Origin of the sequence: Sorangium sp. So ce448, from assembly GCF_051520915.1 — a bacterium.
Lineage (GTDB): Bacteria > Myxococcota_A > Polyangia > Polyangiales > Polyangiaceae > Sorangium > Sorangium cellulosum_B.
In genome coordinates, this window is sequence record NZ_CP150343.1 from 13,427,598 (window position 1) to 13,445,856 (window position 18,259).

Below are 18,259 nucleotides of genomic sequence, written 5' to 3' on the forward strand. Positions count from 1 at the left end.
TCGGCGCCCCGGGGCTGGGCCGCGCGAGCCAGAGCGAGGTGGAGCGCTGGTCAGGCCCAGCGCCAAGGTGAACAAGGGCGGTGCATCGCTGCGCTTACGCGCAGGAGTCCGCCGGGCTCCGCGCGGCGCGCGCGAGCCCATTGGTCGCCCGGCGCCCTGCGCGCCGAACTCCGCCGCCTCGCCGCGAGCCCGGGCAGGCGGCTCAATTGTGCCTCCAGCGGGTCAGCCGCTCCAGGAGCACGATGGACACCGCCACGCCGATCAGGAGGAGCGTTGAAATCGCGAACAGGTCGGTCCGCACGCCTCGCATCTGAGATTGGTAGACGTAGAGCGGGAGCGTGACCGAGCGTGGGCCGGACGTGAAGAAGCTGATCACGAAGTCGTTGAGCGACAGCGTGAACGCCAGCATGGCGCCCCCCACGATCGCCGGCCACAGGAGGGGGAGCGTGACCCTCCGGAAATGGATCCAGGGCGACGCATAGAGGTCCATCGCGGCCTCGCTCAGCGTCGGCCCGATGGCGGTGAGCCGACTGCGGACGATGAGCGTCACGAACGCGATCTCGAACGTCACATGACCGATGATCATCGTCGTCATGCTGGGCTCGAACCATTGGTCCACCACGCGGCGGAGCACGTTGAACGCCATGACCAGCACCGCCGCGAACGTGATGTCGGGAGCGACCGCCGGGATGTCCACGATCGACTCGAGCACGCGGCTCACGGAGCTCGGCCACGGAAAGTGCATCCCCAGGGCGAGCAGCGTCCCGAGGACCGTCGCGATGATCGTGGAGGCGCCGCCGAGCATCAGGGTGTTCACGGCGACCTCGCGGATCTCCATGGCGCGCCGGTTGGTCTCGGGATCGGCGAAGAGATCGAGGTACCAGCGAACCGAGAAGCCGGTCCAGAGCAGGCCCCGCTCCGCGGCGTTGAACGAGTAGACGGCGACCGCGAAGAGCGGCAGATAGAGGAGCGCGAAGCCGAGGAAGGCGGCGATCGTCGTCAGCGCGCGCCAGAGGCCCCGGCCGAGCTTCACAGGATCTCCACGGAGCGCCCATTCCGGCGGTAGAGGGACACGCCGCCCAGCGTCAGGACGATGAGCACCAGGCTGAGCGCCGCGCCGTAAGGGATGTTCCTCCCCGGGCCGAACTGGTGCTGGATGAGGTTCCCTATCAGCCAGTGCTTCGCGCCGCCGAGCATGTCGCTCACCACGAAGACGCTCATCGCAGGGACGTACGTGAGGAGGACTGCGACGCTGAGGCCCGGGAGCGTCTGCGGCAGGATCGCCGCGAGGAAGATGCGCAGCCGCGACGCATAGAGGTCCTGCGCGGCCTCGACGAGCGACCAGTCGAGACGATCGATGCTCGTGTAGAGGGGGACCACCGCGAACGGGAGGGAGGCCGCGACGAGGCCGATCGTGACCGCCGTCCAGCTGGGGTAGACGTCGCGGCCCGGGTCGATCCACCCGAGCCAGGCGGCGAGCTTGGCAGGCAGGAGCTGCGCCGACAGGAGGAGCTTCCAGCTGAACGTGCGGATCACGAGGTTCGTGCAGAGCGGGACGATGATGAGCGCGAGCCAGAAGAACCGCCGGCGCCGCGAGCCGCGCGCGATGAAGAAGGCCATCGGATAGGCGAGCATCACGGAGGCGGTCGTCACGACCAGCGCGAGGACGATGCTCCTGATGAGGATGCGCGCGTTCTCGCCGGACGCGGAGCCGAAGATGCGCTCGAACGACTCGAACGACAGCTCCCAGAGCAGGGCGCCGTCCGCGTCGCGCTTGAGGAACGACACGACGAGGAGCGCCAGGCTCGGCAAGAGGAGGAACACGGACAGCCAGGAGACGCCGCCCGCGATGAACAGGGACCCCCGCGCGAGGAGCCTGCGCCGCGTCGTGAGCTGGCCATACCAGACCGTGGGCTCAGTCACTGAGCACCTCGAGCCGCTCGGCGGGCAGGGCGAGCCAGACCGAGGAGCCGGGCTTGAGCCGCGAGCGGGGGCTGAGCTGCACGCGCAGCGGCCCGGGCTCGATGATGAGCTCCACGTGATCGCCGCGGTAGAAGCTCTCCTTCACCACGCCGCGCACGCCGTTCTCCGCCGGCTCGTTCTCGCAGAGCTCGATCCACTCGGGGTGGATCGCGAGCGTGCCGTACTCCCACTGAGGCTTGGTCTGCACCCTCAGCGCGCCCACCGTCGTGAAGACGAGCGTGGCGCCGACGCGCTGCGCGGAGATGAGGTTGGCCGCGCCGAAGAACTCGGCGGCGAAGCGGCTCTGCGGCCGCTCGTACACCTCGGCCGTCGCCCCCTGCTGCTCGATGCGGCCCTTGTTCATCAGCACGATGCGGTCCGAGACGGTCATCGCCTCGTCCTGATCGTGCGTGACGAGCACGAACGTCTTCCCGAGCGCGCGCTGGAGCCGGCGCAGGTCGAGCTGCACCTCGGCGCGCAGCTTCGCGTCGAGCGCCGACATCGGCTCGTCCAGCAGCAGCACCTCGGGCTCGTTGACGACCGCGCGCGCGAGCGCGACTCGCTGCTTCTGACCGCCCGAGATCTGGTGCGGATACCGCTCCGCGAGGTCATCGAGCTTCAGCATCGAGAGGCTCGAACGCACGCGCTCGCGCACCTCGGGATCAGGGAAGCTGCGCGACCTCAGGCCGAAGGCCACGTTCTCGAACACGGTCAGATGCGGGAACAGCGCATAGTTCTGGAACACGGTGTTCACCGGCCTGCGGTTCGCCGGCAGGTGGTCAACCGCCCTGCCCGCGAGCAGGATCTGCCCCCGATCGGCGCGATCGAGCCCGGCGATGATGCGGAGCAGCGTCGTCTTGCCGCAGCCGGAAGGCCCGAGGAGCGTGACGAACTCGCCGGCCTCCGCCGTGAACGACACGTCGTTCAGTATCTGTGTCTTACCGAAGCTCTTGCTGACGTTCTCTACAACGAGGCTGCATCCCGGGTTGCGCTCGGCCGCGCTCTCGGTCTGGGGCGTCGTGCTGCGCTGGCCCGACGACGAGAAGAAGTCTCTCAACCTCTGGATCACCCCAGCAAACCCTTTGCGCGTGGCGCTTTCCGAACCGCTTCCGAAGCCTCGGAGCGTACTACGCAGACCATGATGCCCTCCCGTTGTCAACTGGGTGCGCGCCGGGCTGACCGGCTGAGCGGCGCGCGCCCGGCCGGGCTCTTTCGCAGGCGGCGTACGCTACCGCCCTTCCCCTGGGCGTGCCACCTTTCTGCCGATCCTGCTCGCGGCGCGCTCCAGCGCCGCGCGCCACGCAAGCCTCGCGCGTCGCTGGAGCGCGCCCAGTGCGTTCGGAGCGCGCCTCCCCTGCGCGTTCGGGCGCGCTCCCCACGCGTCCGCCGCGCGCTCCCCACGCGTTCGCCGCGCGCTCCCCACGCGTTCCCCACGCACTGCTTGCCACCGCTCGGCGCCGGTGATTTCTTGGTCCCACGCATGGGCCTGAGGAACGCGAGACCCGAGTTTGGAGGCACGCGTCGCTTCCAGGTCGTTCGCGTCGTGGGCCGCGGCGGGATGGGGGTTGTCTACGAGGCCTTCGATCGCGAGCGGAAGGGGCGGGTCGCGCTCAAGATCCTCCGCAATCTGAGCGCCGACGCGCGCCTCCGGTTCAAGAACGAGTTCCGTGCGCTCCAGGACATCCAGCACCCGAACCTGGTCAGCCTCGGCGAGCTTCACGAGGAAGAAGGGCAGCTCTTCTTCACGATGGAGCTCATCCGCGGCGTGGACTTCGTGGTCCACGTGCGGCTCCACGAGGAGGGCGACGCCGGGCCGAGGGGCGAGCCCGCGGGCGTCGGGCGCCGCTCGACCCTGCCGTCGAGCCCCATGTGGTCTGCTGTGCAGGGCCCTGCCTCGGAGCCACAGCCCCGGATCAAGCGCCCCTTCCACGAGGCCCGCCTGCGCTCGGCCCTGGCGCAGCTCGCCCAGGGGCTCGCGGCGGTGCATGCGGCTTACAAGGTTCACCGCGATATCAAGCCTTCCAACGTCCTCGTGACCGCGGAAGAGCGGGTGGTCCTCCTCGACTTCGGCTTCGTCGCCGACGCGAGCGGCGCAGGACGCGAGCAGGCCGTCGTCGGAACGCTCCATTACATGGCGCCCGAGCAGGCCGAGGCCAAGGCCGCCGGGCCCGAGGCGGACATCTACAGTGTCGGGGTCATGCTTTACCTTGCGCTGACCGGCGTCTACCCGTTCCAGACGGCGCCCAAGGCGGCGCTCGACATGATGCGGCGAGCGGAGCCTCCGCCGCCGAGCCGGCTCGTCGAGGACATGCCCGCCGACATCGACGAGCTCTGCGTGGACATGCTCCGCATCGACCCGGCCGCCCGGCCGACGGCGCGCGACGTGCTGCGCCGGCTGCAGGTGCAGGAGCTCATCGAGGAGCCGCCCGTCCTCTCGCAGCGCATCGGCTTCGTCGGCCGGCGCAGCGAGCTCGCCGCGCTCGAGGGCGCGTTCGCGGAGGCGAAGCTCGGGCGCGCGGTCACGCGGTTCATCGAGGGCGAGTCGGGCGTCGGCAAGAGCGCGCTCCTGCGCCGGTTCCTGGAGCGCATCGACAAGGAGGCGCTCGTCCTCGCGGGGCGCTGCTACGAGCGCGAGGCGGTCCCCTACAAGGCGGTGGACGAGCTCATCGACGGGCTGAGCCGGCACCTCGTGCGCCGCCCCCCCGAGCAGGTCAAGGCGCTGCTGCCGCCCAACGCGGGCCTGCTCGGCACCGTGTTCCCGGTGCTCCGGACGGTCCCGGCGATCACGGAGGCGCGCGCCCGGCGCAAGGCGATCGACCCGCCCGAGATCCGCGCCCTCGTCTTCGCCGCGCTCCGGGAGCTGCTGGGCCGGCTCGCGGCCGAGCGGCCGCTCGTGCTCGCGATCGACGATCTCCAGTGGGCGGACGCCGACAGCGTCGCGCTGCTCTCGGAGGTGATGCGCCCGTGGACCGAGGCCGATCTCCACGCCGCGACCAGGCCCGGCTCGTTCGTCGGCCTCGACGGGCCCGCGTCCTCGGGCGCGCTGGTCGACCCCTCGCGCCCGCGCGCGATGATGCTCGTGGCGACGGTGCGGACCGCCTCGGAGACCGCGCCGCCCGTCTCGCGGCAGCTCGGGGTGCCGACCGACTCGCTCGGGCACATCATCCTCCACCGCCTGTCGCTCGCGGAGGCGCAGGAGCTCTGCGCGCTCCTCCTCCGGGGCGCCCACGTCGGCCGCCCGCTCAGCATCGAGGCGATCGCGCAGGAGGCCGGCGGCCACCCGCTCTTCATCGACGCGCTCCTGCGCCACCGGATGATGTCCCCGGACACCGACGGCGGCCCCGTGCGCCTCGACGACGTCCTCTGGGCGCGGATCAGCCGGCTCGACCCGCGGGCGCGCCAGCTGCTCGAGCTCGTCGTGTGCGCGGGCGCGCCGGTGCTGACGTCGGTGGCCGCGCACGCCATGGCGGCGGATTTCGGGGAGCTCACGCGGGTGCTCTCGGCCCTGCGCGCGGCGAACCTCGTGCGGACCGGCGGCTCGGGTCAGGACGAGTTCCTCGAGCCGTTCCACAACCGCATCCGGGAGACGGTGGCGAGCCGGCTCGACGAGCAGACGGCGCGCAGCTGGCACGGCCGGCTCGCGCTGGCGCTGGAGGCCTCGGGGCGCGCGGAGCTCGAGGCGCTGGCCGAGCACTGGCGCGCCGCCGGGGACCCCGAGCGCGCCGCCGGCTACGCCGTGCGCGCCGGCGAGCACGCGGAGGCCGCGTTCGCGTTCGACCACGCGGCGCGCCTCTACCGCATGGCGATCGACCTCCACCTGCCTGGCGCGGCGGAGCGGCGGGTCGTGCTCGCCAAGCTCGGCGACGCCCTGAGCAGCGCGGGCCGCGGCGCCAAGGCCGCGGAGGCCTACATGGCGGCGAGCGACGGCGCCCCCGAGTCCGAGGCGATCGATCTCGGCCGCCGGGCCGCGGAGAACCTGCTCCGCGCCGGCTACGTCGACGCCGGGATGGCGGGCCTGCGCTCGGTGCTCGGCGCGGTCGGCATGCAGGTGCCGAAGACGCCGGAGCTCGCTGTCGCGTCGCTGATGCTGCGGCGCGCGCAGGTGCGCCTGCGCGGGCTCAACTTCGTCGAGCGCCCCGCCGACGAGGTCTCGCCCGAGGACCTCATGCGCATCGACGTCTGCTGGTCGGCGGCGATGGGGCTCGCCATCGTCGACCCCACGCGCGGCGCCGACTTCCAGGCGCGCAACCTCCTCCTGTCGCTCAAGGCGGGCGAGCCGTACCGCGTGACGCGGGCCCTCGCCTTCGAGGCGACCTACCTCGCGATCGACGGCGGCCCCTCCGCGTCCCGCGTCGCCGACCTGCTCTCGACGGCGAGCGCGATCGCGGCGCGCATCGGCAGGCCTCACGCGCTCGGCCTCGTCGGCTTCGTCGGCGGCGTCACCGCGACGCTGTTCGGCCGCTGGCAGCAGGGCGTGGCCGATCTCGACCGAGCGGACACCATCTTTCGCGAGCGCTGCACCGGCGTCACGTGGGAGCGGAGCTGGGCGCACACCTTCTCGGTCTGGGCGCTCTGGTACGGCGGCGAGACGCGCGAGTTCATGCGCCGGGTCCCGATGTACCTGCAGGCGGCCGACGAGCGCGGCGATCGCTACCTCGCCACGAGCCTGCGCTCCTCGCAGAGCAACGCCTACTGGCTCGTCGGCGACGACCCCGACTCCGCGCTGCGCCAGGCGCAGGACGCCATCCGGAGCTGGTCCAAGGCGGGCTTCCAGCTGCAGAGCTACTTCGATCTCGTCGCCCGCGCGCACATCGGCCTGTACCGGGGCGAGGGCGAGGCGACGTACCGCCTCTTCGCGGAGCAGCGGGCGGGCCTCGAGAGCTCGCTCGTCCTGCGCATCCAGGCCGTGCGCATCATCATCACCCACCTCCGGGCCTGCGCCGCGCTGGCCGCCGCCGCCGCGTCCACGCCGGCCGACGCGGAGCCGCTGTACGAGGAGGCGACGCGCGCCGCCCGCAAGATCGACGCGGAGCACATGCCCTGGGCCGATCCGCTCGCGGCCGCGGTGCGCGCGGCGATCGCCGCGGCCCGCGGCGAGGGGGAGGTGGCCGTCCAGCAGCTCGCCGACGCGGTGCGCGGCTTCGAGGCCGCCGGCATGGCCCTCTACGCCGCGGCCGCGCGGCGCCGCCACGGCGAGCTGCTCAAGGGCGACGAGGGCCGCGCCGCCGTCGAGGCGGCGAACGGCTGGATGCACGAGCAGGGCATCATCAGCCCCGACCGCATGACGCGCATGCTCCTTCCCGGCTTCTCGACCTAGAACATCGATCGCGTTGATCGAGCGAGAATGAACCGCCAAGGCGCCATAAGACGCCAAGATTTTGTAGTTTTCTTGGCGTCCTTGGAGCCTTGGCGGTTCGAAATTCTGCTCTCTTCTGGCGGTTTCAACCCGTTTGTCGCTCTGGCGCGCCTCAGGGCTTCACGCGCAGGACGGCCGTGCCCTTCGCCTTGCCGTAGAGCTGCTTGATCTCGATCTTGTACTCGCCGGGGGACGAGGCGCTGAACTCGACGGGCGAGGCGCTCTGCGGCTTGCCGGTGGGCAGATCGCGCAGCACGCGCTCGATGATGATCTTCCCGGAGGGGGAGCGGATCTTGATGTTGAACGGCGGGGTCGCCTCGTCGTAGGCACGGAACACGAGGCGCACGGTGTCTCCGACCGAGACCGGGGTGGTCTGGCTGATCGTCTCGATGTCGCCTTCGTTCTCAACGGTATCGGCCACGCGTCGCTCGTCCCGTGAGGTACCTCACCGCGGTCCCTCGGCGCTCATTGTAATCGCGTCTGGCGGAGATTCGCGAATTTGGAGCGCGCGGCCGGCCGGCGCCGCCCGCCGGAGGAGGCCGACCGCGGGCCGCCTCCTCCGGGGAGCTCAGGCCTTCGTCCATCGCAGCCGCGGCTGGCGCGCGGCGCGGGCCTCGTCGAGGCGGCCGACCACCGTGCCGTGGGGCGCTTGCTTCACGACCTCCGGCGTCTCCTGCGCCTCCTTGAGGATGCTGAGCATCGCGGCCACGAACTCGTCGAGGGTCTCGCGGGTCTCCGTCTCCGTCGGCTCGATCATCAGGGCGCCGGGCACGACCAGCGGGAAGTAGACGGTGGGCGCGTGAAAGCCGTAGTCGAGCAGCCGCTTGGCGACGTCGAGCGTCTTGACCCCGGTCTCCTTCTCCAGCTGGCTGTCGGAGAGCACCACCTCGTGCATGCACGGCTGCGGCACCGGCGCGAGGTAGTGGTCCTTCAGCTTGGCCCACAGGTAGCGCGCGTTGAGCACGGCGAGGCTGCTCGCCGCCGTCAGGCCGTCGCCGCCCATCTCGCGGATGTACGTGTACGCCCGGATGAACATCCCGAAGTTGCCCGTGAAGGCCCGGAGCCGCCCGACGCTCTGGGGCCGGTCGCGGTCCCACGCGAAGGCGTCGCCGCGCCGCACGAGGACGGGCGAGGGCTGGAACGGCTCCAGGTGCTTCTTGAAGCAGACCGGCCCGGAGCCGGGGCCGCCGCCGCCGTGCGGGGTCGTGAACGTCTTGTGCAGGTTGATGTGGATGACGTCCATGCCGACGTCGCCCGGGCGCGCGTGCCCCATGATCGCGTTCGTGTTCGCGCCGTCCCCGTACACGAGCCCGCCCTTGTCGTGGATGAGCTTGATGATCGCCGGCAGGTGCGTCTCGTAGGCCCCGAGGGTGTTCGGGTTCGTGATCATCAGCCCGCAGACGTCGCCGTCCGACCCCTCGCGCTCGATCGCGGCGAGGACCTGCTCGGGGTGGGTGATGCCGTCGGCGGTCTTCTCGATCCGGACGGCCACGAGCCCGTTGAGCGCGCAGCTCGCCGGGTTCGTGCCGTGGGCGCTCTCCGGGATGAACACCTTCCTCGGCGAGCGCCCCTTCGACTCGTGGAACGCCCGCATCATCATCAGCCCGGCGAGCTCGCCCTGCGCGCCCGCGGAGGGCTGCAGCGAGCAGCCGTCCATCCCGCTGACCTCGCAGAGCGCCTCCTGCAGGCGCCACATCACCTCGAGCGAGCCCTGGCTGAGCTCGTCGGGCGTCATCGGGTGCAGCTTCGCGAAGCCGGGGATGCGCGCGGCCCACTCGTTGATCTTCGGGTTGTACTTCATCGTGCACGACCCGAGCGGGTACATCTGCCCGTCGATGCAGAAGTTCCACTGCGAGAGCCGGATGAAGTGCCGGAAGGCCTCCGGCTCGCTCACCTCCGGCAGGCCGGCTGGCTCCTTGCGGGCGAGCGCGCCGTAGTGGGCGGCGGGCTCGACCTCGGGCACGTCGAGCGGGGGGAGCGACGCGCCGGTCCTGCCCGGCGTGCCACGCTCGAAGATGGGGGGTTCGCGGAACTGAATGCCTCGAGGCTGCGGTTGGGTCATCGGGGGCTGTTATGTCAGAGGCCGGGGGGCTCGGCAGGTGCTTCGTCGGAGGGAGCGGCGGGCGGCTCGGGCGCGCCCTCCTCCTGGTTCGCGCTGTCCCAGTCGCCGCCGCCCATGTCGGAGGCGCCGGAGCCCCCGATCGACTTCAGATCCGGGAGCATGTTGCGCTGCTTGACCGCTTCCCAGGGCTCGCCGACCTCGTCCTTGTTGCGGCCGATCTCGCCCGCCAGCCGGTCGTCGACGTTCTCGCCCTCCGGCCGCTGGTACTTGAAGTACCCCCGGCCTTCCTTGGTCGCGCTCTGCCCGATCGCGCCGATGGTGTGCTCGGTCCACGTGAACTTGATGAGGTCGCCTGTCACCGTCCCGTGCAGCGCGCCCCAGCGATCCTTGACGGGACGGAGCCAGCGCCCCTCGATGGCGTCGTTGTCCTGCACGAGGTGCAGGTAGCCGTAGAGCTCGCTGTAATAGACCCCCGTCCAGTCGCCGCCTTCGGGCATGTCACCGGCCTGCACCTTGGCCGTCTTGGGCGCGGGATTCGAGCTGCAGCCAAGCGCCGTCGTCCCCATCAGGAGGGCACATGCGGCGCCAGCAATCCAAAGCCGTCGCGATACGTTCATGGCGGCGGAGCCTAGCACAGCACCTACCCGCACCCATACCCCCGCCATGCGTCTCCGATGTCGCGCGGGGGCGCGAGCGGAGGTGGGGAACGGAAACGGGGGTGGGAGCGCGCGCGCGCTACGTCACGAACGTGTACTTGCCTCCCCCCTGCAATGACGTGTGCCACCTGCGCGCCAGAAGGAGGAGCGTAACGCACCGTCCGACGTGTGCGCGACTGCGTCAATTTTCCGCTTCCACCTCCTTGTAGGGCCCGGAGCGCTGGTAAGCTCCCTGGCATGATGAACTCCCTTGTCTCCAACCGAGGTTTTGTAATTCCCGGTAGAATCGCTCTCTTCACCAGCGTCCTCGCCCTCGCGGCCTGCGAAGGGCAGCTCGGCAACCTCGACGGCACCTCTCCCACCACCGGCAGCGGCAGCGGCAGCGGCTCCTCTGGCTCCGGTGGCTACCGCCCCCCCGTCGGTGGGGGCTCCAAGCCGCTGCCGGCCGCCGCGTCGTGCGCTCCGGCGTCGAGCGGCTCCTCCGACGTCGCGGAGCCCCAGCTCCTCCTCCAGCTGTCCGACGACGACGAGAGCGCGTGGCTCGGGTCGCCGGTGGTCGCCGATCTCGACGGCGACGGCGAGCAGGAGATCCTGGTGACGCACAACGGCAACGTCGTCGTCTGGGGCCCCGACGGCGAGCAGAAGTGGCGGTACGACGAGTCGCGCCAGAACGGCCGCATCTGGGCGAGCCCGATCGTCGCGGACTTCCGCGGCGACGGGCAGCTCGAGGTGGTCTTCGCGGCGCGCACGACGATCTACATGCTCGACGCGAGCGGCCAGCTGGTGAGCGGCTGGCCCGTCACCTGGAACGACGAGATCCGCTCCCTCGCCGCGGGCGACATCGACGGCGACGGTCAGCTCGACGTCGTCGCCGCGAGCACCGACAGGTCCCCCGACTACTCCGACATCCTGATGGCCTTCCACGCGAGCGGGTCGCCGGTCGCTGGCTTCCCGCCGATCGAGAGCCAGACGATCGGCTGCGACGCGCGCCGCAGCGACGACGCGGAGTGCTGGATCGTGGGCGCCTACGACCAGAACCTGGCCATCGGTGACCTCGACGGCGATGGATCGCAGGACATCGTCTCGCCGATGGATAACTCCTATGCCGGGTTCTATCACGGCACGGGGGAGGCCTTCGACGCGAATCCCATGTTCGAGGGCCGCCCGAAGACGCCCGGCGTGCGGTACATGCACGATCTCGAGCTCGCGCAGCAGGGCTTCGGCGACAGCAGCGACCTGCAGGCCTATTTCAAGAACTCGGCCCCTGCGATCGCGGACCTCGACGGCGACGGCACGCCGGAGGTCATCATGCTCGGGGCGGCCGAGGACGTCGCCATGAATGACCAGTCCCAGGGCGTCGGCCTGTGGGCGGTCCGCAACGACGCGAGCCGCATCGAGGGGTGGGAGAGCCCGTTCTACGCGTCGGACTACCTGTCCGGCGGCGAGGATTTCGACGGCAACATCGTGGCGATGACGCAGCAGGTGACCGTGGCCGATCTCGACGCGACGCACGCCGGGCCCGAGATGATCTTCGCGGGCCTGGACGGGCGGATCCACGCGGTCTACGCCGACAAGACCGAGTTCTGGGACGTCACCTACACGGACGACACGCAGGTGCTCACGGGCGGCGTCGTGGTCGGGGATCTGTCGGGCGACGGCATCCCCGAGGTCGTGTTCAACACCTACTCGACCGAGGAGGACAGGAGCCACCTCTTCGTCCTCGACGCCGGCGGCACGATCCTCCACAAGATCGCGCTGCCGCGGCTCGGCGCGATGCCGGTGCCGACGCTCGCCGACGTGAACGGCGACGGGACGATCGAGATCGTCGTGTCGCTCCGCGAGATCGGGTGGGACGGGGCGGACCCGGAGCCGAACACGTACGTGTACACGGTGCCGGGATCGGCGACGAACTGCCTGCTCTGGCCGACCGCGCGCGGCAACTACTACCGAAACGGCTGGGTCCGCGCGGCGGACTGACACGCTCCGAGGAGCGTTCGAGCGCGCCTGCGCAGAAGGGCCGATCGCCGCGGCGGTCGGCCCTTCGCCGTCCTGGCCTCGCCCTCGCGGGTGTCCCCCTGGGAAAGGCCGGCGCGGCCCTCAGGCCGCGAGCGCCTCGCGGCAGGCGGCGATCGTCCGCTCGATGTCCTCTTCCGAGTGCGCGCCGCTCAGGAACGCCGCCTCGTACTGCGACGGAGGCCAGTAGACGCCTCGCGCGAGCATCGCCGCGTGGAAGGCGCTGAAGCGCTTCGTGTCGGACGTGGCGGCGTCGGCCCAGGAGCGGACCGGGCCCTTCGTGAAGAACAGCGTGATCATCGAGCCGACCCGCTGGACGCACGCGGCCGCGCCGGCGCCCTCGGCGGCGGCCCGGAGGCCCGCCTCGAGGGAAGCGCCGAGCTTCTCGAGCCGCTCGTAGAGCGCGGGCGTGAGGCGATCGAGCGTCGCGAGCCCCGCCGTGACCGCGAGCGGGTTGCCGCTGAGCGTGCCCGCCTGGTACACGGGGCCGAGCGGCGAGACGACGCGCATCACGTCGGCGCGGCCGCCGTAGGCCGCGAGGGGCATGCCGCCGCCGACGATCTTGCCGAGCGTCGTCAGGTCCGGCCGGAGGCCGAAGCGCTCCTGCGCGCCGCCGCGGGCGAGGCGGCAGCCGGTCATCACCTCGTCGAAGATCGAGAGCGCGCCGTGCTTGCGGCAGAGGTCGATCACGAGGGCGAGGAACCCGGGCTCCGGCGGGACGCAGCCCATGTTGCCGACCACGGGCTCGAGGATGACCGCGGCGATGTCGCCGCCGCGCGCGGCGAAGGCGGCCTCGAGGGCGGCCGGGTCGTTGTAGGGCAAGGACAGCGTGGTGCGGGCGATGCTCTCGGGGACGCCGGCGGAGTCGGGGGCGCCGAAGGTGGCGAGCCCGCTGCCCGCCTTGACGAGCAGGTGATCGGCGTGGCCGTGGTAGCAGCCCTCGAACTTGATGATGGCGTCGCGGCGCGTGAAGCCGCGCGCGACGCGGATGGCGCTCATCGTGGCCTCGGTGCCGCTCGAGACGCAGCGCAGCATGTCGATGCTCGGGTAGAGCTCGCGGATCTTCTCGGCGAAGCGGACCTCGAGCTCGGTCGGCGCGCCGAACGAGAGGCCGCCGAGGGCGGCCTCGCGGACGGCCTCGATGACGGCGGGGTGCGCGTGGCCGAGGATGGCCGGCCCCCAGGAGCCGACGTAGTCGATGTACTCGGCCCCGTCGGCGTCGAACAGCCGCGCGCCCTGGGCGCGCGCGATGAACAGGGGGTCGCCGCCGACGGCGCGGAAGGCGCGCACGGGGCTGTTCACGCCGCCCGGCAGGACGGCGGCGGCGCGGTCGAACAGGGCCTTGGAGGCGGGGGACCGATCCGCGCGGGCGGGCGGGGCGCTTGTCGCGTTCGTCATCGTGCTCCGGCCAATAGCAGGGGCGAGGCGAGGGAGCGACGCGGATCGCGGGCGAGGGGAAGCAGACGTGGAGGTGGAGGTGGAGGTGGAGGTGGAGAAGGTCACGCGGGGCGTCGCGGGCATCGCGGACGCCGAGATCGAGGCGTCGCGGGCGCGGGCGCGCCACACGAGCCTTTCCGGCGCGGTCGCGCTTGGCTATGGTGATCGTCTGGAGAGAGGGGCCGCGACCCGCGGCCGGGCTGCTCCTGGGGACCGCAGGCGCGGCTCCCCGAGCACCAGCATCTGGTGAGCCATGCGGATCTCCGAGGACCCCGCTCCGGGGCAGCGTCTCGGGCGATATGAGCTCCTGCGCCTCATCGGCGAGGGCGGGATGGCGCAGGTCTGGGCCGCGCGCATGGAGGGCTCCCGCGGCTTTCACAAGGTCGTCGCGCTGAAGACGCTCATCCCGGCGCTCGCGCGCGATCCGCAGTTCCAGCGCATGTTCCTCGACGAGGCGAACCTCGCCTCGAAGATCCACCACCGCAACGTGGTCGAGATCCTCGACCTCGGCGACACGGACGGCGTGCTCTTCCTCGTGATGGAGTGGATCGACGGGCAGACGATGCAGCAGCTGCTCCGCCCGGGTCTCCGTCCGATGCCGCTCTCCCCGGCGATCGCCTCGCGCATCGTGGCCGACGCGGCGCACGGGCTGCACGCGGCGCACGACCTCCACGACGACCGCGGGGAGCCGCTCGGCATCGTGCACCGCGACGTCTGCCCGCAGAACATCCTCATCGATCGCGACGGCACGGTGAAGGTGGCCGATTTCGGGATCGTGAAGGCGTTCGAGCGCCTGGGCGACACGACGCAGACGGGCGAGATCAAGGGCAAGGGCGAGTACATGTCGCCGGAGCAGGCGCAGGGCCAGCCGGTCGATCGCCGCTCGGACATCTTCTCGCTCGGCGTGGTGCTCTTCGAGGCGGTGACGGGCGCGCTCCCGTTTCAAGTGCTGCACGACCTCGTGCTGCCGCAGACCGGGGTGCCGGAGCCGCCGCGGCCCACGCTGATCGCGCCGCATTGCCCGCGTGATCTCGAGGAGATCATCGTGAAGGCGCTCGCGCGCGATCCGCGGAAGCGCTTCCAGACGGCGGGCGAGATGGCGAGCGTGCTGGAAGATTTCCTCATGCGCAGGTCGGGCGTGGTGACGCCCGCGCACGTGGCGGAGCTCCTCCTGGAGCGCTGCGGGGAGAGCATGGAGGAGGAGCGGCAGCGCATCGCGGCCGCCGTCGTCCCGCAGCAGCGCGCGGGGTGGCGGCCGAAGCCGGGCGCGACGCTGTCGGCGGGGCCGCCCTCCGAGGGGCGGCGGAGCGTGCGGCCTGCGCCGCGGCAGGGGCTCGGCGGGCTGATGCGCGCCGGCGGCGACGCGCTGCGCCCGGTGGCGCTGCCGTGGCTCGTGGCCTCGGTGTCCACCGGCGTCGCGGTGGCGTCGCTCATGTTCGTCGCGCTGAGCCGGCCGAGGGATCAGCGGTCGCTCGTGGATCCGATCGCGGTGCAGATCGAGCCGAGCGCCGCGGTCGTGCGGCTGAACGGCGTGGTGCTCGGCGTGGGCAGCCAGGTCATCGCGCGGCCGATGCCGGGCGTGTCGCTCTCGGTGGACGTGCGAACGAGCGACGGCGTCTCGCAGACGGTGGAGATCACGTCGGAGTCCCCCGCGCGGATCCAGCTGAACCTGGGGCGCAAGGGCGATGCCGGGACCGCGGCGCCGCCTGGCGGCAAGGGCGCGCCGGCGCCGAAGTAGCCGTGGGAGGGGGCGCGCGCAGGCCGCTCGGGCGATCTCGGGTCACCTCGCGGCGCCGTCGGCGTCGCGGCGCAGGAGCCCGTAGATCGCGGTGTCGGTATACCGCCCGTTGTAATACCAGCTCTCGCGGAGCAGCCCGTCCCGCACGAAGCCGAGCCGCTCCAGGACGCGCATGCTGGCGCGGTTCTCGGGATCGATGTGCGCTTCGATGCGGTGGAGGTCCATCACGTCGAATCCGAAGGGGAGCATGGCGCGCAGCGCCTCGGTCATGATGCCCCGGTTCCAGAGCGCGGGCAGCAGCTCGTAGCCGATCTCCGCCCAGCGATGGGGCTTGTGCCAGCGCCAGAAGCCCGTGGTCCCGATGAGCTCTCCGCTCTCGTGGAGGGTGATGCCCCAGCGGATGGCTGTGGCGTCGCGGATCCCGGCGAGGATGGAAGCGACGCGCTGCTCCGCGTCGGCCAGCGAGCTGTCGGGCGCGCGGCCGAAGTAGCGCGTCACCTCCGGGTCGGAGTGGATGCGGAGGAGGGTCGCGGCGTCGGCGGGCTCGATCGCGCGGAGGCGGAGGCGCGGCGTCATCAGGACGGGGAACGGATCGAACGACACCATCGGGCGAGGGGATGGGCGGAGGTACGGCGGACGTCAAGCGTCGGACACGGCGCTGGCCACCGCCGTCCGGGGCGGCGTTCGACTGGAGCGGTGCTCGCCTCGTGCGGCGTGCAATCCCGATCCTCGCCGTGCGTCCCTCGCTGTGCGCCGCGGGGGTCGCGCGCTGCGCGAGAGGTGAGCGCTGCGCGCGCTGGAGGCTGGAGAACACGCGCCGTCCGAGCTGGCGCGCGCGAGGGGGCGGGCGACGGAGCGGGCTTGACGGCGCGGCGACCTCGTCCGAGATCTGCGGGGGAGGACACGGCGCATGGCTCCGCTCGAGGCTCAGCAACCGGAGCAGCTCGCCGCGCTCGACGAGGCGGAGAGTGTTGCCCGCGGCGGGCGCGGCGAGGGCTCTGGGGCACCGGGGCACCGTGTGCGCTTTGCCCTCGGGATCTCCGAGCTGCCCGGCGAGCGCGCGGTGGTCGTGCTTCACGAGGACACGATCCTGCGCTGGCGGCCCACGCCGAAGCGGCCGGACGGCGCGCTCTCGCGGCTCTCCGAGGTGGCCGTAGGCGCTGCGATCGCGGTCGAACACGGCGGCATCTGGGATGAGGGGCTCGTCCTCGGCCGCGTGGTGCGCCCGGCGTGCGAGGGGGGGTTCAGGGTCGACGGCGACATGGAGCGTTATCCATCCATCGCCGACGCCGAGAACGCGCACGGCCCGCTCGAGGCGGGCGAGCCGCAAGCGCCGCCGGCGAGGACCGGCGAGCCGGCGTTCGAGCTGGGCGAGCCGATCGGGCGCGACGCGCGCGGGATCGGGCGCAGGGCCAGGAGGTAGCTGCGGCGCAGCGCGATGCCGGCGCCGCAGCGCTGCGAACAGTCTTCGCGCCGCGTTCTCCTGGCTCCGAACGTGAACGTGATCGTGGTCGTGAACGGCGTACCGTTGACGACCACTGACGATCACAACCACGTTCACGTTGGTGAGTGATGGTGGGGGGCTTCGGGCGCTGAGCGCGACCGAACGACGTTGGTTAACGCGGTTGGAGGGAGCGTCCGGATCAGGCGATGCCGACCGGCGGATCGACGGTGACGGCTTCGGGCTTCACGGGGCTGGCATCCGGCTTCTTCTCGGTCCGAGGGGGCGTCGGCGTGGCGCGCGTCGCCGTGTACAGGTTGGGGAATCGGCCCTCGGGATCGTCGTAGTAGAAGAGGAAGCGGCCGACGCGGACGGCCTCGTCGTAATGGCGGAAGAGCAGCTTGGCGGCGCGCGCCTGGTAGCCCTTCCAGAGCGTCTGCTCGGGCGTCGTCGTGGCGCCGAGCAAGCGGAGGATCTGCGCCGCGAGCGTGGCCGCGTCCTGCTCGTCCTCGTCGCGGAAGTTCCGCTTGTCGTCCTGGATGGCCTCGCGGTGCTTCCGGTACATCTCGGCGGCGCCGGACAGATCGTTGGCGAGGTCGAGGTGGCCGCTGCCCGCGCGCAGGTGCGCGAGCTGCGCGACCGCCTCCGCGTCGCCGTCGAGGTGATACTCGAGCGTCTTCAGCATGCGCGCGCGCGTCTCGTACGCCCGCTCGACGAGGGTGGCCGGGAGCGCTGCCCCGGAGTGGGTGGCCGAGGTCAGGAGGAACTTGTACCGGGCGAACCATGTCGCCCAGGCGACGCCCTCGAGCCTGTCGATCAGCGTGGCATCGAGCGCGCCTGTGGCGGCGATGGCCGCGATGCGCTGGCGCAGCTTCGGCGCTGCGAGCGCCTCGGCCACGCCGATGGCCTGCACGGCGGCCGCCTGGAGATCGAGCCGCGGCACCTCCAGCCCGGCGAGCGGGATGGCGTCCAGGTCGGACTGCAGGCGCTGGAAGGCCGCCTCCGCGGTGTGAAGCTGGGTGGATTCAACGGCGGGTGTCCCTGATTTGTTCGGGTTTTTGGGTTTGGGCATAAGCCCGAGGAGTAAGTCGCCCAGGGAGGAATGCCGCGTGTGAGCACGAAATGGGCGCGCTTCTGGAGCAACGTCGCGCGGTTGCGCGCACGCGGCGCGGTGGTGCGGGGAGGCGTGAGAGACGAAGGCGATGAGGCACGAGCGCTGGACCTCGGCGGAGGTGGTGGAGGACGTCGAGGGAAGTGCGCGGGGCTTCGGCCGAGGTGGTGGAGGACGTCGAGGGAAGTGCGCGGGGCTTCGCCGGAGGTGGTGGCGGACGTCGAGGGAAGTGCGCGGGGCTTCGCCGGAGGTGGTGGCGGACGTCGAGGGAAGTGCGCGGGGCTTCGCCGGAGGTGGTGGAGGACGTTGGGGGAAGTGCGCGGGGCTCCGCCGGATGTGACGCGGGGATGCGGGAGGCGCGTGGCCCGGTTCAGCCTCGTGGGCGGGGACAGGATGCGGAGACGACGGCCGTGCTGTGGCAGTTGGCTCGGTTGTCCGAGCAGCGGCTCGGACCAGGAGCGCATTCCGGCATCACGGCGTGGA

At 71.5% G+C, this 18,259-nt stretch carries 14 protein-coding genes; 5 read left to right on the forward strand and 9 right to left on the reverse strand.

The features are described from left to right. Positions 1–202 precede the first annotated feature (202 nt). Genes WMF45_RS50545 through WMF45_RS50555 form a run of 3 tightly spaced genes read right to left on the reverse strand, consistent with a single transcriptional unit; the run spans position 203 to position 3,031 of the window. On the reverse strand, positions 203–1,033 hold the full coding sequence (locus WMF45_RS50545; protein WP_437714592.1) for an ABC transporter permease: 831 nt from the start codon (positions 1,031–1,033) through the stop codon (positions 203–205). Then, complete coding sequence (locus tag WMF45_RS50550) at positions 1,030–1,923, reverse strand: ABC transporter permease (RefSeq protein ID WP_437714594.1); 894 nt, start codon at positions 1,921–1,923, stop codon at positions 1,030–1,032. The genes WMF45_RS50545 and WMF45_RS50550 overlap by 4 nt, the downstream gene beginning before the upstream one ends. Continuing rightward, entirely contained in the window at positions 1,916–3,031 is a 1,116-nt protein-coding gene (locus WMF45_RS50555) for an ABC transporter ATP-binding protein (RefSeq protein ID WP_437714596.1), read from the reverse strand. Before WMF45_RS50555 ends, WMF45_RS50550 begins: the two co-directional genes overlap by 8 nt. A gap of 411 nt (positions 3,032–3,442) precedes the next feature. Between WMF45_RS50555 and WMF45_RS50560 the strand changes: the two genes are divergently transcribed. Further along, positions 3,443–7,279, forward strand: coding sequence for a serine/threonine-protein kinase (locus WMF45_RS50560; protein WP_437714598.1), 3,837 nt, complete (start codon positions 3,443–3,445; stop codon positions 7,277–7,279). 151 nt (positions 7,280–7,430) lie between these two features. Here WMF45_RS50560 and WMF45_RS50565 read toward each other — a convergent pair whose 3' ends face one another. From WMF45_RS50565 to WMF45_RS50575, 3 genes are all read right to left on the reverse strand, one after another. Further along, positions 7,431–7,739, reverse strand: coding sequence for a hypothetical protein (locus WMF45_RS50565; protein ID WP_012241771.1), 309 nt, complete (start codon positions 7,737–7,739; stop codon positions 7,431–7,433). A 147-nt stretch (positions 7,740–7,886) separates the two neighbouring features. Next, on the reverse strand, positions 7,887–9,380 hold the full coding sequence (gcvPB, locus tag WMF45_RS50570; RefSeq protein ID WP_437548153.1) for an aminomethyl-transferring glycine dehydrogenase subunit GcvPB: 1,494 nt from the start codon (positions 9,378–9,380) through the stop codon (positions 7,887–7,889). A 14-nt stretch (positions 9,381–9,394) separates the two neighbouring features. Further along, the gene (locus WMF45_RS50575) at positions 9,395–9,997 is read right to left on the reverse strand and encodes a hypothetical protein (protein ID WP_437714601.1); all 603 of its coding nucleotides are present in this window, start codon (positions 9,995–9,997) and stop codon (positions 9,395–9,397) included. 276 nt (positions 9,998–10,273) lie between these two features. Between WMF45_RS50575 and WMF45_RS50580 the strand changes: the two genes are divergently transcribed. Further along, a complete protein-coding gene (locus WMF45_RS50580) occupies positions 10,274–12,013 on the forward strand; it encodes an FG-GAP repeat domain-containing protein (RefSeq protein WP_437714602.1) in 1,740 nt (579 codons plus the stop codon). Positions 12,014–12,133: 120 nt separating this feature from the next. Here the strand turns inward: WMF45_RS50580 and hemL are convergent, their stop codons facing one another. Continuing rightward, on the reverse strand, positions 12,134–13,447 hold the full coding sequence (hemL, locus tag WMF45_RS50585; protein ID WP_437714603.1) for a glutamate-1-semialdehyde 2,1-aminomutase: 1,314 nt from the start codon (positions 13,445–13,447) through the stop codon (positions 12,134–12,136). 67 nt (positions 13,448–13,514) lie between these two features. Between hemL and WMF45_RS50590 the strand changes: the two genes are divergently transcribed. Next, on the forward strand, positions 13,515–13,736 hold the full coding sequence (locus tag WMF45_RS50590; RefSeq protein WP_437714604.1) for a hypothetical protein: 222 nt from the start codon (positions 13,515–13,517) through the stop codon (positions 13,734–13,736). A gap of 3 nt (positions 13,737–13,739) precedes the next feature. Next, complete coding sequence (locus WMF45_RS50595; RefSeq protein ID WP_437714605.1) at positions 13,740–15,224, forward strand: serine/threonine-protein kinase; 1,485 nt, start codon at positions 13,740–13,742, stop codon at positions 15,222–15,224. Between the two features lie 42 nt (positions 15,225–15,266). Here WMF45_RS50595 and WMF45_RS50600 read toward each other — a convergent pair whose 3' ends face one another. Next, entirely contained in the window at positions 15,267–15,830 is a 564-nt protein-coding gene (locus tag WMF45_RS50600; RefSeq protein WP_437714606.1) for a GNAT family N-acetyltransferase, read from the reverse strand. Positions 15,831–16,134: 304 nt separating this feature from the next. Between WMF45_RS50600 and WMF45_RS50605 the strand changes: the two genes are divergently transcribed. Continuing rightward, a complete protein-coding gene (locus WMF45_RS50605) occupies positions 16,135–16,647 on the forward strand; it encodes a hypothetical protein (protein WP_437714608.1) in 513 nt (170 codons plus the stop codon). Between the two features lie 220 nt (positions 16,648–16,867). Here the strand turns inward: WMF45_RS50605 and WMF45_RS50610 are convergent, their stop codons facing one another. Continuing rightward, positions 16,868–17,737 (reverse strand): hypothetical protein, encoded by an 870-nt coding sequence (locus WMF45_RS50610; RefSeq protein WP_437714609.1) that lies wholly within the window; start codon positions 17,735–17,737, stop codon positions 16,868–16,870. Between the last annotated feature and the right edge of the window lie 522 nt (positions 17,738–18,259).

Coding starts and splice junctions, on each gene's coding strand:
- WMF45_RS50560 (WP_437714598.1), top strand. CDS start 3,443: ATGGGCCTGAGGAACGCGAGACCCGAGTTTGGAGGCACGCGTCGCTTC.
- gcvPB (WP_437548153.1), bottom strand. CDS start 9,380: ATGACCCAACCGCAGCCTCGAGGCATTCAGTTCCGCGAACCCCCCATC.
- WMF45_RS50575 (WP_437714601.1), bottom strand. CDS start 9,997: ATGAACGTATCGCGACGGCTTTGGATTGCTGGCGCCGCATGTGCCCTC.
- WMF45_RS50580 (WP_437714602.1), top strand. CDS start 10,274: ATGATGAACTCCCTTGTCTCCAACCGAGGTTTTGTAATTCCCGGTAGA.
- hemL (WP_437714603.1), bottom strand. CDS start 13,447: ATGACGAACGCGACAAGCGCCCCGCCCGCCCGCGCGGATCGGTCCCCC.
- WMF45_RS50595 (WP_437714605.1), top strand. CDS start 13,740: ATGCGGATCTCCGAGGACCCCGCTCCGGGGCAGCGTCTCGGGCGATAT.
- WMF45_RS50600 (WP_437714606.1), bottom strand. CDS start 15,830: ATGGTGTCGTTCGATCCGTTCCCCGTCCTGATGACGCCGCGCCTCCGC.
- WMF45_RS50605 (WP_437714608.1), top strand. CDS start 16,135: ATGGCTCCGCTCGAGGCTCAGCAACCGGAGCAGCTCGCCGCGCTCGAC.
- WMF45_RS50610 (WP_437714609.1), bottom strand. CDS start 17,737: ATGCCCAAACCCAAAAACCCGAACAAATCAGGGACACCCGCCGTTGAA.